Source organism: Nocardioides sp. N13(2025) (assembly GCF_051912545.1).
GTDB lineage: Bacteria > Actinomycetota > Actinomycetes > Propionibacteriales > Nocardioidaceae > Nocardioides.
The window spans coordinates 858,089-874,708 of the sequence record NZ_CP196809.1 but is presented as its reverse complement, the minus strand read 5'-3'; the positions used below and the strand labels follow the sequence as shown (position 1 = coordinate 874,708).

The following is a 16,620-nucleotide window of genomic DNA, read 5'->3' as shown; positions in this document are numbered from 1 at the left end:
GCGCGTCCTCTCAGCGGGAGGACGCGTTGTCGGGCTCCGGAGGGTTGTGCCGCGGCGCGGCATTCGGTCCCTGGGTGCCTTCCTGGGTGTCGCCGGACTCACCGTCAGGCTGTGCAGCCACCGAGTCGCCCGGGCTGATCGGTTCGGGCTCGTCGCCGTCGGGAGCAAGCTCCGAGACCTGGCCCTCCTGCTCGTCCGGCCTGTCGTCCTGATCATGCGCCATCGTGACCTCCTGGTCGAGTGCGGTGCTCTCCACACAAGCACCGCACGCCGTCGCGCGGCTCACCTGCGTGGGTGGTGAGCTCGGAGCCGTCAGCCGCGCAGCTCGTCGCCGTACCTCGCGGCGAGGCTGTTCATGAACAGCAGGTCGGGGTCGCGCTCGAGCTTGGTCTCGAAGAAGCGGCCCACCTGCGGGTAGCCGCGCTCGAGGTCCGCCCGGGTGTAGTGCTGCTGGTAGGGAAGGTAGAACGTGCCGCCGTGCTCGAGCGCGAGCGCCACGAGGCGACGGGTCAGGTCGGCCATGTCGGCGTGGCCGGCCGACGAGACCTCCTGGCTCAGGTAGAGCACCACCGAGAGCCGGTGCGCGGGCGCGTACGAGAGCAGGGTCTCGCTCCTCTCCACCGACCGGATCGAGGCGCTGAGCAGCTGGGCGTCGTGGGCCGTCAGCTCGGTGCGCGCCTCGGCGAGGAACCCCGCGAGCTCCTCGGGCGGCAGGAAGTACTCGTGGAGCACGTCGGTGTACTGGGTCAGCTCGTTGTCGAGCAGCCCGAGGCTGTTGTAGAGGCCCTGGTTGCGCGAGACCAGGCACGCCTCGGCGGCCCGCAGCGCGGCGTTGCGGGAGGTCTCGCACCGGCGCAGGTGCGGCAGCAGGTGCCGCTGCGCGGCCCACTTGACCCGCTGACCGGTCCCGCCCGTGCGCGCGACGTTGAGCACCAGCCGCGCGACGCGGGAGTCCTGGTCGGCGCGCAGCGGCGGGACGGTCACCGACGGGTCGTCGACGCGGCGGTAGGTGTAGAGGATGACCTCGTCGAGGAAGCTGCCGGGCGAGGTCGACAGGTGGCCGTACATCATCCGCACGTCGTCATCGGGGACGACCTCGTCCTCGAAGACGTCGGCCACGTCGGCAGTGGGGACCAGCCGCTGCTCGAACCGGTAGACCTCGTCGGGCACGGTCTCGAGCTCGACCTCGACGATCACGCCGAAGAGCCCGTAGCCGCCGATCGCGGCCCGGAAGAGCGCGGGGTCCTGCTGGCGGCTGACCTCTCGCACCGAGCCGTCGGCCAGGACCATGCGGAGGGAGCGGATCGTGGGCGCGAGGCTGCCGGTGCGGAAGTCGGCACCGTGGGCGTTGACCGACACGGTGCCGCCGACGCTGAGGATGTCGATGCCCGGCATGGCGCCGACCGACAGCCCCTCCTCGTGCAGCGCCTCCAGCACGACCTTCCACGGAGCGCCGGCACCCACGCGGACCGTCCCGCGCCCGTCGTCGATCCTGACCGAGGCCAGGCGCGTCATGTCGAGCACGAGACCGCCGGGGTACGACGCCTGCCCGCCCATGCTGTGCCGGGTGCCGCCGACCGCGACCTTCAGGTCGTGCTCGCGGGCGTACGCCAGCGCCGCCTGCACGTCGGCGACCGAGGTGGGGCGTACGACGCCGTGCACCGCGACCGCGTTGACGCAGCTGGCGTCGTTGACCGTGCCACCGCGCTGCACCAGGCCCGCGAACGGCGTCGCCACGCGCTGGACGACCTCGGGCGAGGCGGCGCGGACCTGCACCACGCAGTCCTTCTCACCGTCACCGGCGTCGGACCAGTGGTCGACCTGGGCGACGCCGACGGAGAGCAGGACGACGAGGGCCGCCCGGGCGTACCAGATCCTGACCCGTCGTCGGCCTGTCGAGCGTCGCGATCCCATGCGTCCGAGCGTCCTCGTCGGGGACGCAGGGAGCATGGGACCGCGTACTCATCGCGGATGGCCCGTCGGGGTCAGGCGATCGCGGTGAAGCGCTTGCGATGGTGGGCCGGCTTCTCGATCTCGTCGAGGATCGCGAGCGCCAGGTCGTCGGCGGAGATCGTCGACTGTCCCTCGGCGTCGCGCAGCAGGACGTCGCCGCCCAGCGTGTAGCGGCCCCTCGACGGCGTGCCGAGCCACGACCCGAACTCCTCGGGTGGGCTGACGTAGAACCAGTCGAGCGACTCCGGGCTCTCCTCGAGCAGCGCGAGGGTGTCGAGGCCGGTCTGCACCTCGGGCCTCACCTCGTCCGGGACGTGGTCCTTGCTCACGTCCCACAGCCGCGGGCCGCCCTCCTCCGTGAGGAGCGAGGACGCGCCGCCGATGTAGCCCAGCCTGGTCGGCGTACCGGCGAGGCGGGTGATGAGGTCGGCCACGACGCCCTCGACCTTGCCGACCATGTCGCCGCGGGGCGAGAGGGCGCTCACCACGACGTCGCGGCCCTCGGTGACGCGGTCGAGGACCTCGGCGTCGAGCACCGAGCCCTCGACGTGGTCGACGCCGTCGACCGGTGACTCCGGTGCCGAGCGGCTGACCGAGGTCACCTCGTGACCGCGCTTGCGGGACTCGGCGACGAGGGCAGCGCCCGCGTAGCCGTTTCCTCCGATGACGGTGATGCGTGCCATGTGATCTGCTCCTTCGAGCCTGAAGTGTGTGGGAGGTGGTGGGGCGTCAGCGCCAGCCGAGGTCGGGCGCCACGTCGGTGAGCAGCGACTCGAGCAGGTGGGCGTTGTAGTCGACGCCGAGCTGGTTCGGCACCGTGAGCAGCAGGGTGTCGGCGGCGGCGATGGCCTCGTCGTCGGCGAGCTCCTTGACCAGCACGTCGGGCTCGGCGGCGTACGTCTTGCCGAAGACGGCGCGCAGGTTGGCCTCGATCTGGCCGAACTGGTCGGAGCTGGAGCCCTCGTGGCCGAAGTACAGCCGGTCGAGGTCGGTCGTGATCGGCATGATCGACCGGCTCACCGAGACGCGCGGCTCGCCCGGGTGGCCCGCTTCGCGCCAGGCGTCGCGGAACACCTCGATCTGCTTGCGCTGCTGGACGTGGAACGGCTCGCCGGTCTCGTCCGCCTTGAGCGTCGAGCTCATCAGGTGCATGCCCTTCTCAGCGGTCCAGCGTGCGGTCGCGTCGGACGCCGCGCCCCACCAGATGCGGTTGCGCAGTCCCGGCGAGTGCGGCTCGGGACGCAGCAGGCCGGGCGGGTTGGGGAACATCGGGCGCGGGTTGGGCTCGGCGAAGCCCTTGCCGGTCAGGACCTCGAGGAAGACCTCGGTGTGGCGGCGGGCCATGTCGGCCTGGTCCTCGCCCTCGGCCGGGCCGTAGCCGAAGTAGCGCCAGCCGTCGATGACCTGCTCCGGTGATCCCCGGCTGATGCCGAGCTGGAGCCGGCCGCCGGAGATGAGGTCGGCGGCGCCGGCGTCCTCGGCCATGTAGAGCGGGTTCTCGTAGCGCATGTCGATCACGCCGGTGCCGATCTCGATCCGGCTGGTGCGCGCGCCGATCGCGGCGAGCAGCGGGAACGGCGAGGCCAGCTGCCGGGCGAAGTGGTGGACGCGGAAGTACGCCCCGTCAGCCCCGAGCTCCTCCGCCGCGACGGCGAGGTCGATCGACTGGAGCAAGGTGTCGGAGGCCGAGCGCACCGCGGACTGCGGGGAGTCGGTCCAGTGGCCGAAGTTGAGGAACCCGATCTTCTTCATGGTTGGTTCAACGCTCAACCACCTTCGTTGTTCCCGACCATCGGCGGGCGCCCCGGCGCCGCGAGGGACAGCACGGCCCGGGCGATCCCCGGGCGCTCCTCGAGGTGGTCCTCCAGGCGCTGCAGCTCGGCGGCAGCCTCGCTCTCGGGGTCGTCGCCGACGAGGTCGACCGACCCGACGAGGAAGAGCTTGTCCGGTCCGACGTACTCCAGGTGGAGGGTGCTCACGCTCTGCACCTCGGCCCGCTCGCGCAACCACCCCAGCACCGTGTCGTACGCCCGCGGGTCCGCGACCTGGCCGACGAGGAACGCCATGTTGCGGCGCAGCAGGTAGATCGCGACCCAGCCCAGCAGCAGGCCGACGAGGATCGAGCCGATCGCGTCCCAGACCGGCTGCCCGGTGACCTGGTGCAGCGCCAGCCCGCTGGCGGCGATCACGATGCCGGCCAGCGCCGCCGCGTCCTCGAAGAAGACCGCCCGCAGCGTCGGGTCGGAGGTCTTGTCGAGGAAGGTCAGCCGGCTCACGTCGGCCCGGCGCGCGCCGCGGCGCACCTCCCGACGAGCCTGGAAGAACGACACACTCTCCAGGACGAAGGCCGCCCCGAGGACGGCGTAGGCCCAGGTGTAGCTGGTCTCCGCCTCCTCGGCCGCCAGCGACTGGATGCCGTGCCAGACCGACACCGCGGCGCCCACGCCGAACAGGCCGAAGGCCGCGATCATCGACCACACGTAGGCCTCGCGTCCGTAGCCCAGCGGGTGGGCGGGGTCGGGGGGCTTCTCGGCCCGGCGCTCGGCGATGACGAGGAACACCTCGTTGCCCGCGTCGGCCCACGAGTGCGCGGCCTCCGCCACCATCGACGCCGATCCCGTGACGACCGCGACGATGCTCTTGAGGATGGCCAGGACCGTGTTGGCGGTCAGTGCGACGACGACGGTGAGCACCGGGTCAGCCTGCCGCAGGCGGGTCGCCCACGTCAGCCCCGTCGGGGTAGTCCACCGTCTCCCGCTCGGGCCGCCATGGACTTCCACTCGCTCGGGTGGAAGTTCAGGCGCTGACGGTCTCTTCCACGCTCAGGCCCCGATGGACTTCCACTCGTACGAGTGGAAGTCCATTCCTGCTCGACCTGCTCGTCCGCGGCGAGGTCAGCTGAGCGCGAACTCCACGGCCGCTCGCGCGTGCAGCGCGGTGGTGGCGAAGACCGGCACCTCGACGTCGTCGGGGCCGATGAGCAGCTCGATCTCGGTGCAGCCGAGGACCACTCCCCCGGCGCCCCGCGCGACCAGGCGCCGCACCACGTCGACGTACGCCGCCCGGGACTCGTCGCGGACCACGCCGAGCACCAGCTCGTCGTAGATGACGTCGTGGACGAACGTGAGGTCGTCGCCCTCCGGGACGAGCACGTCGAGGCCGTGCGAGCGCAGGCGGTCGGCGTAGAACGGCTGCTCCATGGTGAAGCGGGTGCCGAGCAGAGCCACGCGGTCGACCCCCGCGCTGCGCACGGCGTCGGCGGTCACGTCCGCCAGGTGCAGCAGCGGGATGCCGACCGCACCCTCGATCGCGTCGGCGACCTTGTGCATCGTGTTGGTGCAGAGCACCAGGCACTCGGCGCCCGCGGCCTCCAGCGAGCGCGCCTCGTCCGCGAGCGCCGCGCCTGCCGCCTCCCAGTCGCCCGCGACCTGCATCGCCTCGATGTCCGCGAAGTCGACCGAGGTCAGCACCAGCCGCGCGGAGTGGAAGCCGCCGAGGCGCTCGCGGACACCCTCGTTGAGGAGCCGGTAGTAGAGCGCCGTGCTCTCCCAGCTCATCCCGCCCAGGAGCCCGACCTTGCGCATGCCCTCGCCCATGGCTGTCATTGAACACGCCGTCCGTCGACTCGCGAGCGGGACGACGCCTTGCTAACTTAGTCACCTAACTCACTGCACTATGGGACGGAGTCGTGGCATGGGGACCAACGAGGGTGGCTGTCGGGTCGTGGTGGTCGGCGCGGGTGCCGGTGGCACGCTGGTCGCGACGCACCTGGTGACCGCGTTGTCGTCGCGCTTCCGCGTGGAGCTGGTCGACCCGGCGCCCACCACCGGCCGCGGCCAGGCCTACTCCACCACCGACGAGCGCCACCTGCTCAACGTCCCGGCGTCAGGGATGAGCGCCTTCCCGCGCGACCCCGACCACTTCCTGCGCTGGCTGCGCGACCACCACGACCCGCGCTTCCAGCCCCACGGCTTCGCGCCGCGCGCGGTGTTCGGCCGCTACGTCGAGAGCCTGCTGATCGCCGCGACCGAGTTCCCCGGCAACGCCCGGCTCGTACGCCGGCGCGCGGAGGTCGTCGACGTCGCCCGCGCCGGCAACGGGTTCGTCGTCGAGCTCTCCGACGGCGACCACCTCGAGGCGCGCGCCGTCGTGCTCGCCACCAGCAGCCGGCCCGGCACCGCCTGGGCGCCGGCGGAGCTCGCGGACGACCCGCGACTCATCGCCGACCCGTGGACCCAGGAGATCCCCGAGGTCGGCGACGTGCTGATGCTCGGCTCGGGCCTCACCATGGTCGACCTCGCGATCAGCGCGGACCGCCCCGACCGGACAGTGCACGTCGTCTCGCGCCGCGACGCCGTGCCCCACCCGCACGTGCTGCCCACGACTCCCCCGGTCCCCCCGCCGCCCGGTGTGACCCGGGTCGACAGCCTCGACCAGCTCCGCTCCACGCTGGCCGGTCACGTCGAGCGCACCGTCGAGGCGACCGGCGACTGGCGCGCCGCGGTCGACGGCCTGCGCCCGGTCACCGCCCAGCTGTGGCGGGGCCTGTCCGAGGCCGACAAGCGCCGGTTCATCGCCGAGGACGCCCGCACCTGGGACGTGCACCGGCACCGGATGGCGCCGGCGACCGCGCGGCGCTTCGACGCCATCGCCGCCGAGGGACGGCTGCAGCGCCACCGCGGGACCATCGCCGGAGTCCGCGCGGACGACAACGCCCTGCACGTCACCCTCGACGACGGCACCACCCTCCGTGTCGCGGCGGTGGTGAACTGCACGGGCCCGGTGGGGTCGATCGCCGCCGACCCGCTGCTGACCCGTCTCGCGCAGTCGGGCCTCGTGCGGCCCGGCCCGGCCGGCCTGGGCATCGACACCGCCGACGACGGCCGGATCCTCGGCACCCTCCCGGACACGCTCCCCTTCCTCGCCGTCGGCTCGCTGCGCCGCGGCAACCTGTGGGAGTCGACCGCCATGCCGGAGATCCGCGAGCAGGCCTACGACGTGGCCCGCGTCGTGACCCGCTCGATGCACGGGGAGTCGCGACGCCGCCCGGTCGACCCCTACGGCCTCACCCTGTCCACGTCGCAGGACGCCGCCGACCGCTACAACAGCGCGCTCGGGCGCCTGCTCCGCCTGCAGGACGGCGTCGAGGAGGGCCTCGCCGAGGCAGTCGCCGCCGACGGCGGCTTCGTCCAGGCCCACGCCGCCCTGGCGCTGCTGGGCCACGAGTGGGGCGCCACCACCCACTGGCAGTCCTCCCTCCGCGCCGCGCACCGCGCGGCGTCCGAACGGCACCTCGACGACCGCGAGAGCAGCTTCCTCGACGCCGTCACCACCCGCCTCCGCACCGACGAGGCCACGGGCGCCGCCGCCCTGCTGCGGCACGTACGCCTGTTCCCCCGCGACGCGCTCGCGGTGAGCGTCGCGGTGCCGACCGTCGCCTTCGGCGGCCTCACCAGCGGCACCCAGACCGCCGCGCTGGTCGAGTCGCTGGGCCGGTCCTACGGCGACGACTGGTGGTACGCCGGGCAGCTGGCGTTCGTGCGGCAGGACCAGGAGCGCTGGGCCGAGGCCGAGGACCTCGCCTCGTACGCCCTCTCCGTGGAGCCCGCCTCCGGGCACGCCGTCCACGCCCGCGCCCACGTCTTCTACGAGACCGGTGACCACGCGGCCGGCCTGGCCTGGCTCGACGAGTGGATCCGCACCCGCGGCCCCGAGGCCAACCACCGCTCGCACTTCTCCTGGCACGCCGCCCTCCACGAGCTGATGCAGGACGACGTCGAGGCCGTGCGTCGCCGCTACGAGCGCGAGCTCGCGCCGTCGGTCGTCAGCGGCAGCCGGGTCGTCGTCGACAGCGGTGCCCTGCTGTGGCGCGGCCGGGTCACCGGCGCCTGGACCGAGGACCTGCCCGTCGACGAGGTACGCGCGCAGGCACCGGAGGAGTGGCTCACCGCTCCCCCGACCGGCTTCGCAGCCCTGCACGGCGCCGTCCTGCTGGCCGCCGACGGTGACGCCGCAGCCCTCGCCGGTCTGGCCGACCAGGCCGCCCGCAGCGAGGACCGCGTCTTCCGCGACGTCGTCTCGCCGCTCTGCACCGGTCTGGCGTCGGTCGTCGAGCAGCGGTGGAACGCCGCCGCGGCCACGCTGACCGACGTCGTGCGGACGATGGACCCCCTCGGCGGCAGCAAGGCGCAGCGCGAGGTCGTCGAGGACACGCTCGTCCACGCGCTGGCCATGGCCGGGCGCACCGAGGAGGCCGCGGCGATCCTCGACCAGCGCCTCTCCCGCCGGTCGTCGGCGCTGGACGCACGCCGGCGGGCGGCGGTGACCGGCGCGCAGCACACGTCGGTGGACGCGGCCGGCACGGGTCGGTGACCGAGCCGGCTCAGCCGTCCAGGTCGCTGGTGCGGGCGACGAGGTCGCCCAGCAGGGCAGCCATGCCTGAGGTGGCGGCCGTCTTGCGCTGACGGTCGGGCTCGGCGGGCTCGCGCAGCATCGCCTCGACCGCGTCGAGAGGAGCGTCGAGCCCGTCACCGCGCAGGACGGCGCGGGCGTCGGCGACCGCGCGGGCGGCGACCTCACGCACGGGACGCAGGGTCTCGTCGACGTCGACGATCCGCGTCTCCAGCCCGTGCCGGGTGACGCGGTGGTCGTTGACGGCGAGCACGTCGTCGCTGAGGTCGACCGGGTCGGGTGCCTCGACGGCACGGCGGGCGATGCCCTGCACCAGGGCGGTCAGCCCGGCCACCACGGAGAGCGACGGAACGGCGTCCATGACGCGCACCTCGAGGGTGCCGAGCAGCGGGCGCGGACGCACGTCCCACCAGACGTAGGTGTGGTCCGGGGCCTCGGCCGCCGCCACCAGTGCGTCGGTGCGTGCGACGTAGTCGTCCCAGGTCCGCAGGAGCGGGGACGGCTGGTGACGCGGGTAGGACCGGATGATCGCCGACCTCGACGTGGCCAGTCCCGAGTCCACGCCGTGCCAGAACGGCGAGCCGGCAGCCAGGGCGCGCAGCAGCGGCATCCGGTGCCGCAGCCCCCGGTAGGCCAGCATCGCCGTCTCCGCGTCGGGGAGCCCGACGTGGACCTGGAGCGCGGCCGTCGGGGTGCGCAGGAGCCCGCCGAGCTCGTCGACGATCCGGTCGTAGCGCGGGGACCCGACGATCGCCGCCGCTCCCAGCGGCGCCGCCGGGTGCACACCGGCAGCGAGGAAGCGGACGCCGTGGCCCAGGACCGTGCGGCGAAGCTCGCGCACCGAGCGCCACGCGTCCTCCGCGCCTCGGCACACCGGCGTGTTGAGCTCGACCTGGTCGGCGTAGATCTCGCCCGTCACGACCCCGGCCGCGGACCCGGAGCCGACCAGGGCGTCGACCAGGGGCTGCGCGGCACGCCCGAGCAGGTTGCCCGACTCGTCGACGAGCATGAGCTCGTCCTCGACACCGACCGAGAACTCGCCGCCCGGCACGAACGACGGCACGCCCATCCGCGTGCTCAGCCGGCCGCTGCGGTGCGAGGTCGGCGCGGCGGCACCGACAACCTGAGGACCCGGTGCCAGGCGCTCGCGACCTGCTTGACGAGGGGCGCGCTGTTGTAGGCCAGCCCGTGCCGCTCGAAGAGCGCCCGGACCGGACCGGCGACCTCGCGGTAGCGGTTGCTCGGGAGGTCGGGGAACAGGTGGTGCTCGATCTGGTGCGACAGGTTGCCGCACAGCACGTGCATCACGCGGGAGCCGGAGATGTCGGCGGACCCCAGCATCTGGCGGAGGTACCAGTGCCCGCGCGTCTCCGCGTCGTCGATCTCGTCCACCTCGAAGGTCTCCACGCCCTCGGGGAAGTGCCCGCACATGATCACCGAGTGGCTCCACACGTTGCGCACCAGGTTGGCCACGAGGTTGGCCGTGAAGGTGGAGCGGGCGGACCCGGTGGGAGCGGAGGCGACGGGGTGCAGCACGTAGTCGCGGAAGGCGTTGCGCGCGGCCCTGCGCGCCGTCGTGCGCAGCTCCTGCTTGAGCTGCGGCGAGAAGCCGTCGCCCTCCCGCAACGTCTCGCCGAGGTCGAGGTCGTACATCGCGATGCCGTACTCGAAGATCACGGCGTTGACGAGGTTCCACAGCGGCTGCGCCAGGTGGCGCGGCTGCCACTCCTGGGCCTCGTCGACGCGCATGATGCCGTAGCCCAGGTCGTTGTCCTTGCCGATCACGTTGGTGTTCACGTGATGCCGGTCGTTGTGCGCGCGGCGCCACTGCTCGGGCGCGGTGGCGTGGTCCCAGTCCCAGGTCGAGGAGTGGATCCGCGGGTCGCGCATCCAGTCCCACTGCCCGTGCAGGACGTTGTGCCCGATCTCCATGTTGTCGAGGATCTTCGCGAGCGCGAGCGAGGCGGTGCCGGCCCACCACGCCAAGCGGTGGCGACTGCCGAGGAGCACCACCCGGCCGCCGACCTCCAGGCACCGCTGGAGGGCGATCAGGCGTCGGATGTACGCCGCGTCGTCGGCGCCGCGGCTGTCCAGGACCTCCTGCCGCAGGGCGTCGAGGGTGCGCCCGATCTCCTCGACCTCGCTGGGCGTCAGGTCGGCGTACGACCTGCGAGCGGTCGGCGCGGGAGCGTGCTGCAGGAGGGCGGTCATGGGGTGCAGTATCCGTTGTGGGCGCCCGGCATACGCCCCGCCCTGCCCCGGACGTGGCGTACGCCACGGTCTACGTCGGCGCCTTCGGGGTACAGGGAGCGCCGCACCTGACGAAACGGAGTCCTCGTGAACCCCTTGAACACCGTCACCGACGCGGTCACCCTGCCGGCGCGCACCGCGGGCCACGTCGCCGCTGCCACCCTCGGAGCCACCGTCGGCGCCGCCACGGTGGGCCTGCGGGCGACCGGACGCGCCCTGGGCTGGGCCCTCGACCGCGCGGCAGGCGCGCCGGCCCGTCCGGCGGCGTCCCCGTGGCCGACCGAGACGACCTCCGTGGTCGCTCCGGGCCCGGTGGCTCCCGAGACGGTGGCCGACGCAGCGCCTGCCACGCAGGCGCCAGCCGCCAAGAAGGCCCCCGCGAAGAAGGTCTCGGCGAGCGAGGTGCCGCTGAAGTCGGCGCCGACACCGTCGATGCCCGCGGGCGTGCAGGCGCTCGACGAGGCCGCCCCCGCCCCGGTGGCGCCCGGCAGGAAGGCCGCGAAGAAGACGGCTGCCAAGAAGACTGCGCGGAAGGCACCCGCGAAGAAGAAGGCGCCGACCAAGCAGGCCGCGGTGCTCGCTCCGGCGCTCGGCGTGCCCGAGGCGGACGTGCTGGACGGGACCGCCGACCTCGACCCTGCCTGAGGGTCCACCCCGGGACCTATCCTCGGACCATGCACCGGATCTTCACCACGAGCGTCGCCTCGGTCTATCCCCACTACGTCGCCAAGGTGGAGAAGAAGGGCCGCACGCAGGCCGAGCTCGACGAGGTCATCGAGTGGCTGACGGGGTTCGACAAGCAGACCCTGAAGGGGCACCTGGAGCAGGGGACGACCTTCGAGGACTTCTTCGCCGACGCCGCCCTCAACCCGCACGTCGACCAGATCACCGGCTCGGTGTGCGGGGTGAAGGTGCAGGAGGTCGAGGACCCGCTGATGCGCCAGATCCGCTACCTCGACAAGCTCGTCGACGAGCTCGCGAAGGGCCGACCCATGGAGAAGGTGCTCCGGGGCTGACGACCCGGCCTCACCCGTGCGCCAGGCGCTCGAGCACCGCGCGCAGCGGGGGCCAGCTGCTCCGGCCGCGCCGGACCACGGCGTACGCCCGCAGCGCCACGCTCGGGTCCCGGAGCCGCAGCACGCTCACACCGCGTCGTGACGCCCGCCCGCGCGGGAGCAGCGCCACGCCGCTGCCCGCGACGACGAGGTCGTCGACCAGCTCCAGCGAGTCGATCCGGTGGACGACGCGCGGCACGAAGCCCGCGCGCGAGGCGAGGGTGCGCAGCGCGTCCTCGTCCGCGGTGTGCCGGGAGTTGACGATCCAGTCGCGGTCGGCGAGGTCGGCCAGGGCCAGGCCTCGGTCCCGGCTCGGCACGCCGACACCCCACTCGACGGCCCACAGCGGGATGACCTCGTGGTCGTCGCGCCACTCGGCAGGCGCGAGGTCGTAGTCGTAGACCAGCGCGAGATCGACGTCGTCGCGCGCGAGCAGGTCGAGCGCCTCCAGCGGCTCGTACTCGTGGACCCGCACCTCGATGCCCGGGTGGGTGGCCCGGAGGTCGTCGATCGCCGGGAGCAGCGACCGGCGCACGGCCGAGGCGAAGCCCGCCACGCGAAGGACGCCCGCGGGCTCGGCGTGCGGATCGAGGTCGAGTCGGGCCGATTCCACGGCGGCGAGGATCGTGACGGCGTGGTCGGCCAGCCGCCGCCCGGCCGGGGTGAGGCGCACCCGGCGACCGTCGGGCTCGAGGAGCGGGCTCCCGACGTCGCGAGCGAGGGCCGCGATCCCCTGGGACACGCTCGAGGTGGTGGTGCCGAGCGCGTCCGCGACCTCGTGCATCGACCCGAGCCTGGAGAGCTCGAGCAGCATCCGGAGGCGGCGTACGTCCACCGCTGGATTGTGTCGTTCGCACGAACGATTTGTCCATCAAAGTCACGTGGACACGAACGGTCACGCTGTCCTTCACTGGAGCCATGACCCGCTCCCCCGCCCGCACCGGCGCCTCGATGGCGGTCGCGTCCATGCTCTGCGTCCAGCTCGGCCTCGCCGCGTCGGTCGGCCTCATCGACGACCTCGGCCCGGCGGGCGCGGCATGGTTGCGGCTGTCCTGGGCGGGCATCCTGCTCCTGGCGCTCGTGCGGCCCCGGCTCCGCGACTACAGCCGCGAGGCGCTCCGGGCGGGCACGGCGCTCGGCATCGCCACGGGCGGGGTGACCCTGTTCTTCATGGCGGCGATCGCCCGGCTCCCGCTGGGCACCGCGAGCGCGCTGGAGTTCCTCGGGCCGCTGAGCATCGCCGTGCTCCGCAGCCGCGGTGTCGGCCGGGCATGGGCGCTGCTCGCGGCCGTGGGGGTCCTGTGCCTCACCGAGCCGTGGACCGGCGACGCCGACCCGGCCGGCGTGGCCCTCGCCCTCGCGGCGGCCGTGTGCTGGGCGGCGTACATCCTGCTGACCCAGCGCGTCGGCGACGCCGTGGGCGGGCTGGGTGGCCTGGCGATCTCGATGCCGGTGGCAGCCGTCCTCGCGACGTGCGTGGCCGGCCCCGGCGTGGTCGGCGACCTGAGCCCACAGCTGGTGATCTACGGGCTCGGCCTCGCCATCCTGCTGCCGGTCGTGCCGTTCGCCCTCGAGCTCCTCGCCCTGCGACGGCTCACCACCGGCGCGTTCGGGACGTTGATGGCGCTCGAGCCCGCCTTCGCGCTGGTCATCGGCTTCCTCGCGCTCAGCCAGGTGCCCCACACCCTCGCTGTCGTCGGCATCCTGCTCGTCGTGGCGGCCGGGATCGGAGCCGAGCGCAGCGGCGCGCGGCACGGAACCGTCGTCGACGCGCTCGAGCAGGTTTCCGCCAGCCGGTGACCATCACCTGGGCCGCGGTCTCGGCAGTCCGGACGCGCTCGCCATCTCTGGTCCCGTCCGCGTCAGTGCCCGGAGAGGAGCGCCGCCACCACGAGCGCGGTCCGCACCAGGCCCAGCACCGGTCCGAACGGCAGCGCGAAGCCGACCCAGAACACCAGCTCGACGGAGAGCAGGGCCAGCGCCAGCCACAGGCCCGACGAAGCACCCCGCCAGAGCAGGACGCCGCACGCCACCTCGGCCGCGCACACCGCCACGAACCCGGCGATCAGTGCGGCGCTCGTCGGGAGTCCCCCCTTCTCGAAGGGCCCGCCCCCGTAGGTCGGGAAGCCGAGGAACGTCCAGACCTCGCCGTGCCGCGCAAGGCGCCACGCGCCGTAGACACCCGGGAGGCCGAAGCCCAGGCCCAGCACGAGGGAGCAGACCGCGGCCGTCCTGGTCACAGTCACCTGAATACTCCGCTGCCGCTTCCGCGTCCACACCCGGGAACGCCGACCGCGTGCTCCTCACCGCTCAGGCAGGGAGCGCGAGGTTGCGGCGGCGCAGGACGGCCAGGCCGGCCAGCGCGAGGCCGGCGCTGACGGCGGTGAGGCCCAGGAGGGGCGCAGCCGTGACGTCGACGGCCGGCACCTTGGGGCTGTGCGTGAACGGGGACAGGTCCTGCACGAGCGTCGGGAAGTCCAGGCTCGGCCCGAACATCGGGCCCGCGACGATCATCAGCAGCATCAGGCCCCAGCTGACGGGGACCGACCACCGCGGCACCACGCAGCTGACCGCGACCACGGCGGCGCCGACCACCAGGACGCCGGGCACCTGCACGAGCCCGGCCCCGACGAGCCGGGCAGCCTGGTCGAGGGTGCCCCCGAGCACCTGCCCGGTCGTCAGGCCCATGCTCACCGCGAAGACCACCATCAGGGCGACCGCACCCAGGACTGCGTGCACCACGTGGCTGAGCAGCCACCGTGCCCGGCTGACGCCGGTGGCGAGCACGGGCTCCAGGGTCCCGCCGATCTCGTCGACACGCATCCGGAGCAGCACCTGGACGACGTAGATGGCGACGAACATGCCGGCCATCTGGATGATGGAGACCTGGTAGGCGTCGATGAGCCGGTCGGTGCCGCCCGCCTCCGTCCACCAGTCCTTGGCGTTGCCCGTCAAGCCCTGGATCTGCTCGGTCAGGTTGCCGAAGATCAGGCCGAACATCGCCAGCGCGACCGCCCAGCCGACGAACGCGCCGCGCTGCAGCCGCCACACCAGACCGAGGGGGCTCAGCAGCGACCGCCTTGCGACGCCGCGGCCGCGACGCTCGCGCCACAGTCCGCGCCCGACGTCCCTGCGGCTCGCGAGCGCGCCCGCGACCGCCACCAGCACGACGAGGGCGGCGAGGGCCAGCAGCAGCGGCCACCAGTGGGCACCCCCGAAGGGCCTGGTCTGCTGCCCCCACCCGATGGGTGACAGCCACGCCACCCAGGAGCTGGTGACCCGCATGCCCGAGGCGTCGACCTCACCGAGCATGTTGCCGACCCCGCTGACCACGAAGGCCACGGCGAGCGCCCCCGCCGCGATGCCGGCCGCGCCCCGCGCCGTGGAGGACAGCTGGCACGTCACGGCCGAGACGCCGACCCACACCAGCCCGACGGCAGCGACCGACGCCCCGGCGAGCAGCGCTCCCTCGGCCGGTTGTCCCGCGACCAGGATCGCGATCCCGAGGACGAGGGCCAGGACGACGTCGGCAGCCACGGCGACGATCACGCCGGCAGCCAGTCCGGCGTGCCGGCCGACCACGGTCGAGTCGAGCATCTCGGCGCGACCGAGCTCCTCGTTCTGACGGGTGTGCCGGATGACCGCGAAGGTGCTCATCAGGGCGGCGAGCACGGCCAGCATGACGAACTCGCGGTGCAGCATGTAGCCGCCGGCGCTGGGCCCGGAGGTCAGGCCGAGCAGCCGCATGCCCGTGTTCGTCGCCACGAGCTGGGTCTCGCGGACCAGGTCCTCCTCCAGCGCGAGGCTGTCGGCGAACAGGGCCGTGGTCGCGGCCACGAACAGGCCGAGGCCGGTCCACCACGCGAGGAAGGTGAACCGGTCACGGCGCGCCGCCAGGCGGGTCAGGCGCCGGGTCCCGGCGAAGTCGGATGCTGTCGGCACACGCATGACGGCTACACCGTCCCGAGGACCGCCGGCCGGTCGACCTGGTCGCCGTAGTGCCGCAGGAACAGCTCCTCCAGAGTGGGCGGGGAGCTGGTCAGGGCCTGCACGTGGCAGCCCACGAGCACCTCCAGCACGTCGTCGAGCTCGGCCGGGTCGACGCTGAAGCGTGCCCTCGCGCCGTCGAGGGCCAGGTCGTGCACGGCGGGCAGCGAGGAGAGCCGTGCCGCGGGTCGGGCCGTCTCGACCTCGACGGTCGTGCGGGTGAGGTGGCGCAGCTCGGCGAAGGTGCCGGACTCGGCGGCGCGGCCGCCGCGGATGATCGTGACCCGGTCGCACAGCGCCTCGACCTCGGACAGGATGTGGCTCGACAGCAGCACCGTGCGGCCCTGCTCCCGCACCGCCCGGACGACGTCCTGGAAGACCGTCTCCATCAGGGGGTCGAGCCCGGAGGTCGGCTCGTCGAGCAGGTAGAGCTCCACGTCGGAGGCGAACGCCGCGACCAGCGCCACCTTCTGCCGGTTGCCCTTGGAGTAGGCGCGGACCTGCTTGGTCGGGTCCAGCTCGAACCGATCCAGGAGCTCGGCACGACGCGACGGCACCAGCCCGCCGCGCAGCGCTGACAGCAGGTCGATCACCTCACCGCCGGTCAGGTTGGGCCACAGGTTCACCTCACCCGGGACATAGGCCAGCCTCCGGTGCAGCGAGGCGTTGTCGCGCCACGGGTCACCACCGAGCAGCCTGACGTCACCGGCCGTCGCGCGCAGCATCCCCAGCAGGATGCGCATCGTGGTCGTCTTGCCCGCTCCGTTGGGACCGAGGAAGCCGTGCACCTCGCCGGTGAGCACCGTCAGGTCCAGCCCGTCGAGGGCTCGTGTCGACCCGAAGTCCTTGACCAGCCCGAAGGTCTCCACAGCGTGCTCACTCATGCCTGACACGCTTCGCCTCCGGCCGTCGTCGCGACAGGGACCAAGGTCATCGGCTTCCGGGACAGCAGCCTCCTCGGCCC

Annotated in this window: 16 protein-coding genes; 4 read left to right on the top strand and 12 right to left on the bottom strand. The window is 73.1% G+C overall.

The features are described 5' to 3' along the window. Positions 1-10: 10 nt before the first annotated feature. The 6 genes from ACS3YM_RS04195 to ACS3YM_RS04170 all read right to left on the bottom strand — a co-directional run bounded on the left by ACS3YM_RS04195 (position 11) and on the right by ACS3YM_RS04170 (position 5,549). The gene (locus ACS3YM_RS04195; protein ID WP_439938822.1) at positions 11-223 is read right to left on the bottom strand and encodes a hypothetical protein; all 213 of its coding nucleotides are present in this window, start codon (positions 221-223) and stop codon (positions 11-13) included. Positions 224-312: 89 nt separating this feature from the next. Beyond that, on the bottom strand, positions 313-1,914 hold the full coding sequence (locus tag ACS3YM_RS04190) for an FAD-binding oxidoreductase (protein ID WP_439938821.1): 1,602 nt from the start codon (positions 1,912-1,914) through the stop codon (positions 313-315). A gap of 71 nt (positions 1,915-1,985) precedes the next feature. Further along, complete coding sequence (locus ACS3YM_RS04185) at positions 1,986-2,636, bottom strand: NAD(P)-dependent oxidoreductase (protein WP_439938820.1); 651 nt, start codon at positions 2,634-2,636, stop codon at positions 1,986-1,988. Between the two features lie 46 nt (positions 2,637-2,682). Next, positions 2,683-3,705, bottom strand: coding sequence for an LLM class flavin-dependent oxidoreductase (locus ACS3YM_RS04180; RefSeq protein ID WP_439938819.1), 1,023 nt, complete (start codon positions 3,703-3,705; stop codon positions 2,683-2,685). A gap of 14 nt (positions 3,706-3,719) precedes the next feature. Further along, complete coding sequence (locus ACS3YM_RS04175; protein WP_439938818.1) at positions 3,720-4,646, bottom strand: cation diffusion facilitator family transporter; 927 nt, start codon at positions 4,644-4,646, stop codon at positions 3,720-3,722. A gap of 201 nt (positions 4,647-4,847) precedes the next feature. Next, on the bottom strand, positions 4,848-5,549 hold the full coding sequence (locus ACS3YM_RS04170) for an aspartate/glutamate racemase family protein (RefSeq protein ID WP_439938817.1): 702 nt from the start codon (positions 5,547-5,549) through the stop codon (positions 4,848-4,850). A gap of 97 nt (positions 5,550-5,646) precedes the next feature. Between ACS3YM_RS04170 and ACS3YM_RS04165 the strand changes: the two genes are divergently transcribed. Continuing rightward, positions 5,647-8,325, top strand: coding sequence for an FAD/NAD(P)-binding protein (locus ACS3YM_RS04165; RefSeq protein ID WP_439938816.1), 2,679 nt, complete (start codon positions 5,647-5,649; stop codon positions 8,323-8,325). A 10-nt stretch (positions 8,326-8,335) separates the two neighbouring features. On the opposite strand, the gene ACS3YM_RS04160 is transcribed toward ACS3YM_RS04165, so the two are convergent. Beyond that, positions 8,336-9,427: a carboxylate-amine ligase gene (locus ACS3YM_RS04160; protein WP_439938815.1), complete on the bottom strand. Its 1,092-nt coding sequence runs from the start codon at positions 9,425-9,427 to the stop codon at positions 8,336-8,338. Positions 9,428-9,441: 14 nt separating this feature from the next. Next, a complete protein-coding gene (locus ACS3YM_RS04155; RefSeq protein WP_439938814.1) occupies positions 9,442-10,575 on the bottom strand; it encodes a fatty acid desaturase family protein in 1,134 nt (377 codons plus the stop codon). Between the two features lie 126 nt (positions 10,576-10,701). Here ACS3YM_RS04155 and ACS3YM_RS04150 point away from each other — a divergent pair, with 126 nt between their 5' ends. Together ACS3YM_RS04150 and ACS3YM_RS04145 are read left to right on the top strand one after the other, a co-directional pair. After that, entirely contained in the window at positions 10,702-11,259 is a 558-nt protein-coding gene (locus ACS3YM_RS04150) for a hypothetical protein (protein ID WP_439938813.1), read from the top strand. 29 nt (positions 11,260-11,288) lie between these two features. Continuing rightward, positions 11,289-11,630: a DUF2200 domain-containing protein gene (locus ACS3YM_RS04145; RefSeq protein ID WP_439938812.1), complete on the top strand. Its 342-nt coding sequence runs from the start codon at positions 11,289-11,291 to the stop codon at positions 11,628-11,630. A 10-nt stretch (positions 11,631-11,640) separates the two neighbouring features. Here the strand turns inward: ACS3YM_RS04145 and ACS3YM_RS04140 are convergent, their stop codons facing one another. Next, positions 11,641-12,504, bottom strand: a complete 864-nt coding sequence (locus ACS3YM_RS04140; RefSeq protein ID WP_439938811.1) for a LysR family transcriptional regulator — start codon at positions 12,502-12,504, stop codon at positions 11,641-11,643. An 83-nt stretch (positions 12,505-12,587) separates the two neighbouring features. On the opposite strand from ACS3YM_RS04140, the gene ACS3YM_RS04135 reads away from it, so the two are divergent. Further along, entirely contained in the window at positions 12,588-13,469 is an 882-nt protein-coding gene (locus ACS3YM_RS04135) for an EamA family transporter (protein WP_439938810.1), read from the top strand. 62 nt (positions 13,470-13,531) lie between these two features. Here the strand turns inward: ACS3YM_RS04135 and ACS3YM_RS04130 are convergent, their stop codons facing one another. From ACS3YM_RS04130 to ACS3YM_RS04120, 3 genes are all read right to left on the bottom strand, one after another. Next, positions 13,532-13,915: a hypothetical protein gene (locus ACS3YM_RS04130; protein WP_439938809.1), complete on the bottom strand. Its 384-nt coding sequence runs from the start codon at positions 13,913-13,915 to the stop codon at positions 13,532-13,534. Positions 13,916-13,979: 64 nt separating this feature from the next. Continuing rightward, positions 13,980-15,611, bottom strand: coding sequence for an ABC transporter permease (locus ACS3YM_RS04125; RefSeq protein WP_439938808.1), 1,632 nt, complete (start codon positions 15,609-15,611; stop codon positions 13,980-13,982). A gap of 11 nt (positions 15,612-15,622) precedes the next feature. Next, positions 15,623-16,540, bottom strand: coding sequence for an ATP-binding cassette domain-containing protein (locus tag ACS3YM_RS04120; protein ID WP_439938807.1), 918 nt, complete (start codon positions 16,538-16,540; stop codon positions 15,623-15,625). Positions 16,541-16,620: the final 80 nt, after the last annotated feature.

What these genes read in the sequence shown, in the direction of transcription:
- ACS3YM_RS04185 (WP_439938820.1), bottom strand. Translation starts at nt 2,636, where the DNA reads ATGGCACGCATCACCGTCATCGGAGGAAACGGCTACGCGGGCGCTGCC.
- ACS3YM_RS04180 (WP_439938819.1), bottom strand. Translation starts at nt 3,705, where the DNA reads ATGAAGAAGATCGGGTTCCTCAACTTCGGCCACTGGACCGACTCCCCG.
- ACS3YM_RS04155 (WP_439938814.1), bottom strand. Translation starts at nt 10,575, where the DNA reads ATGACCGCCCTCCTGCAGCACGCTCCCGCGCCGACCGCTCGCAGGTCG.
- ACS3YM_RS04170 (WP_439938817.1), bottom strand. Translation starts at nt 5,549, where the DNA reads ATGGGCGAGGGCATGCGCAAGGTCGGGCTCCTGGGCGGGATGAGCTGG.
- ACS3YM_RS04190 (WP_439938821.1), bottom strand. Translation starts at nt 1,914, where the DNA reads ATGGGATCGCGACGCTCGACAGGCCGACGACGGGTCAGGATCTGGTAC.
- ACS3YM_RS04165 (WP_439938816.1), top strand. Translation starts at nt 5,647, where the DNA reads ATGGGGACCAACGAGGGTGGCTGTCGGGTCGTGGTGGTCGGCGCGGGT.
- ACS3YM_RS04135 (WP_439938810.1), top strand. Translation starts at nt 12,588, where the DNA reads ATGACCCGCTCCCCCGCCCGCACCGGCGCCTCGATGGCGGTCGCGTCC.
- ACS3YM_RS04195 (WP_439938822.1), bottom strand. Translation starts at nt 223, where the DNA reads ATGGCGCATGATCAGGACGACAGGCCGGACGAGCAGGAGGGCCAGGTC.
- ACS3YM_RS04120 (WP_439938807.1), bottom strand. Translation starts at nt 16,540, where the DNA reads ATGAGTGAGCACGCTGTGGAGACCTTCGGGCTGGTCAAGGACTTCGGG.
- ACS3YM_RS04145 (WP_439938812.1), top strand. Translation starts at nt 11,289, where the DNA reads ATGCACCGGATCTTCACCACGAGCGTCGCCTCGGTCTATCCCCACTAC.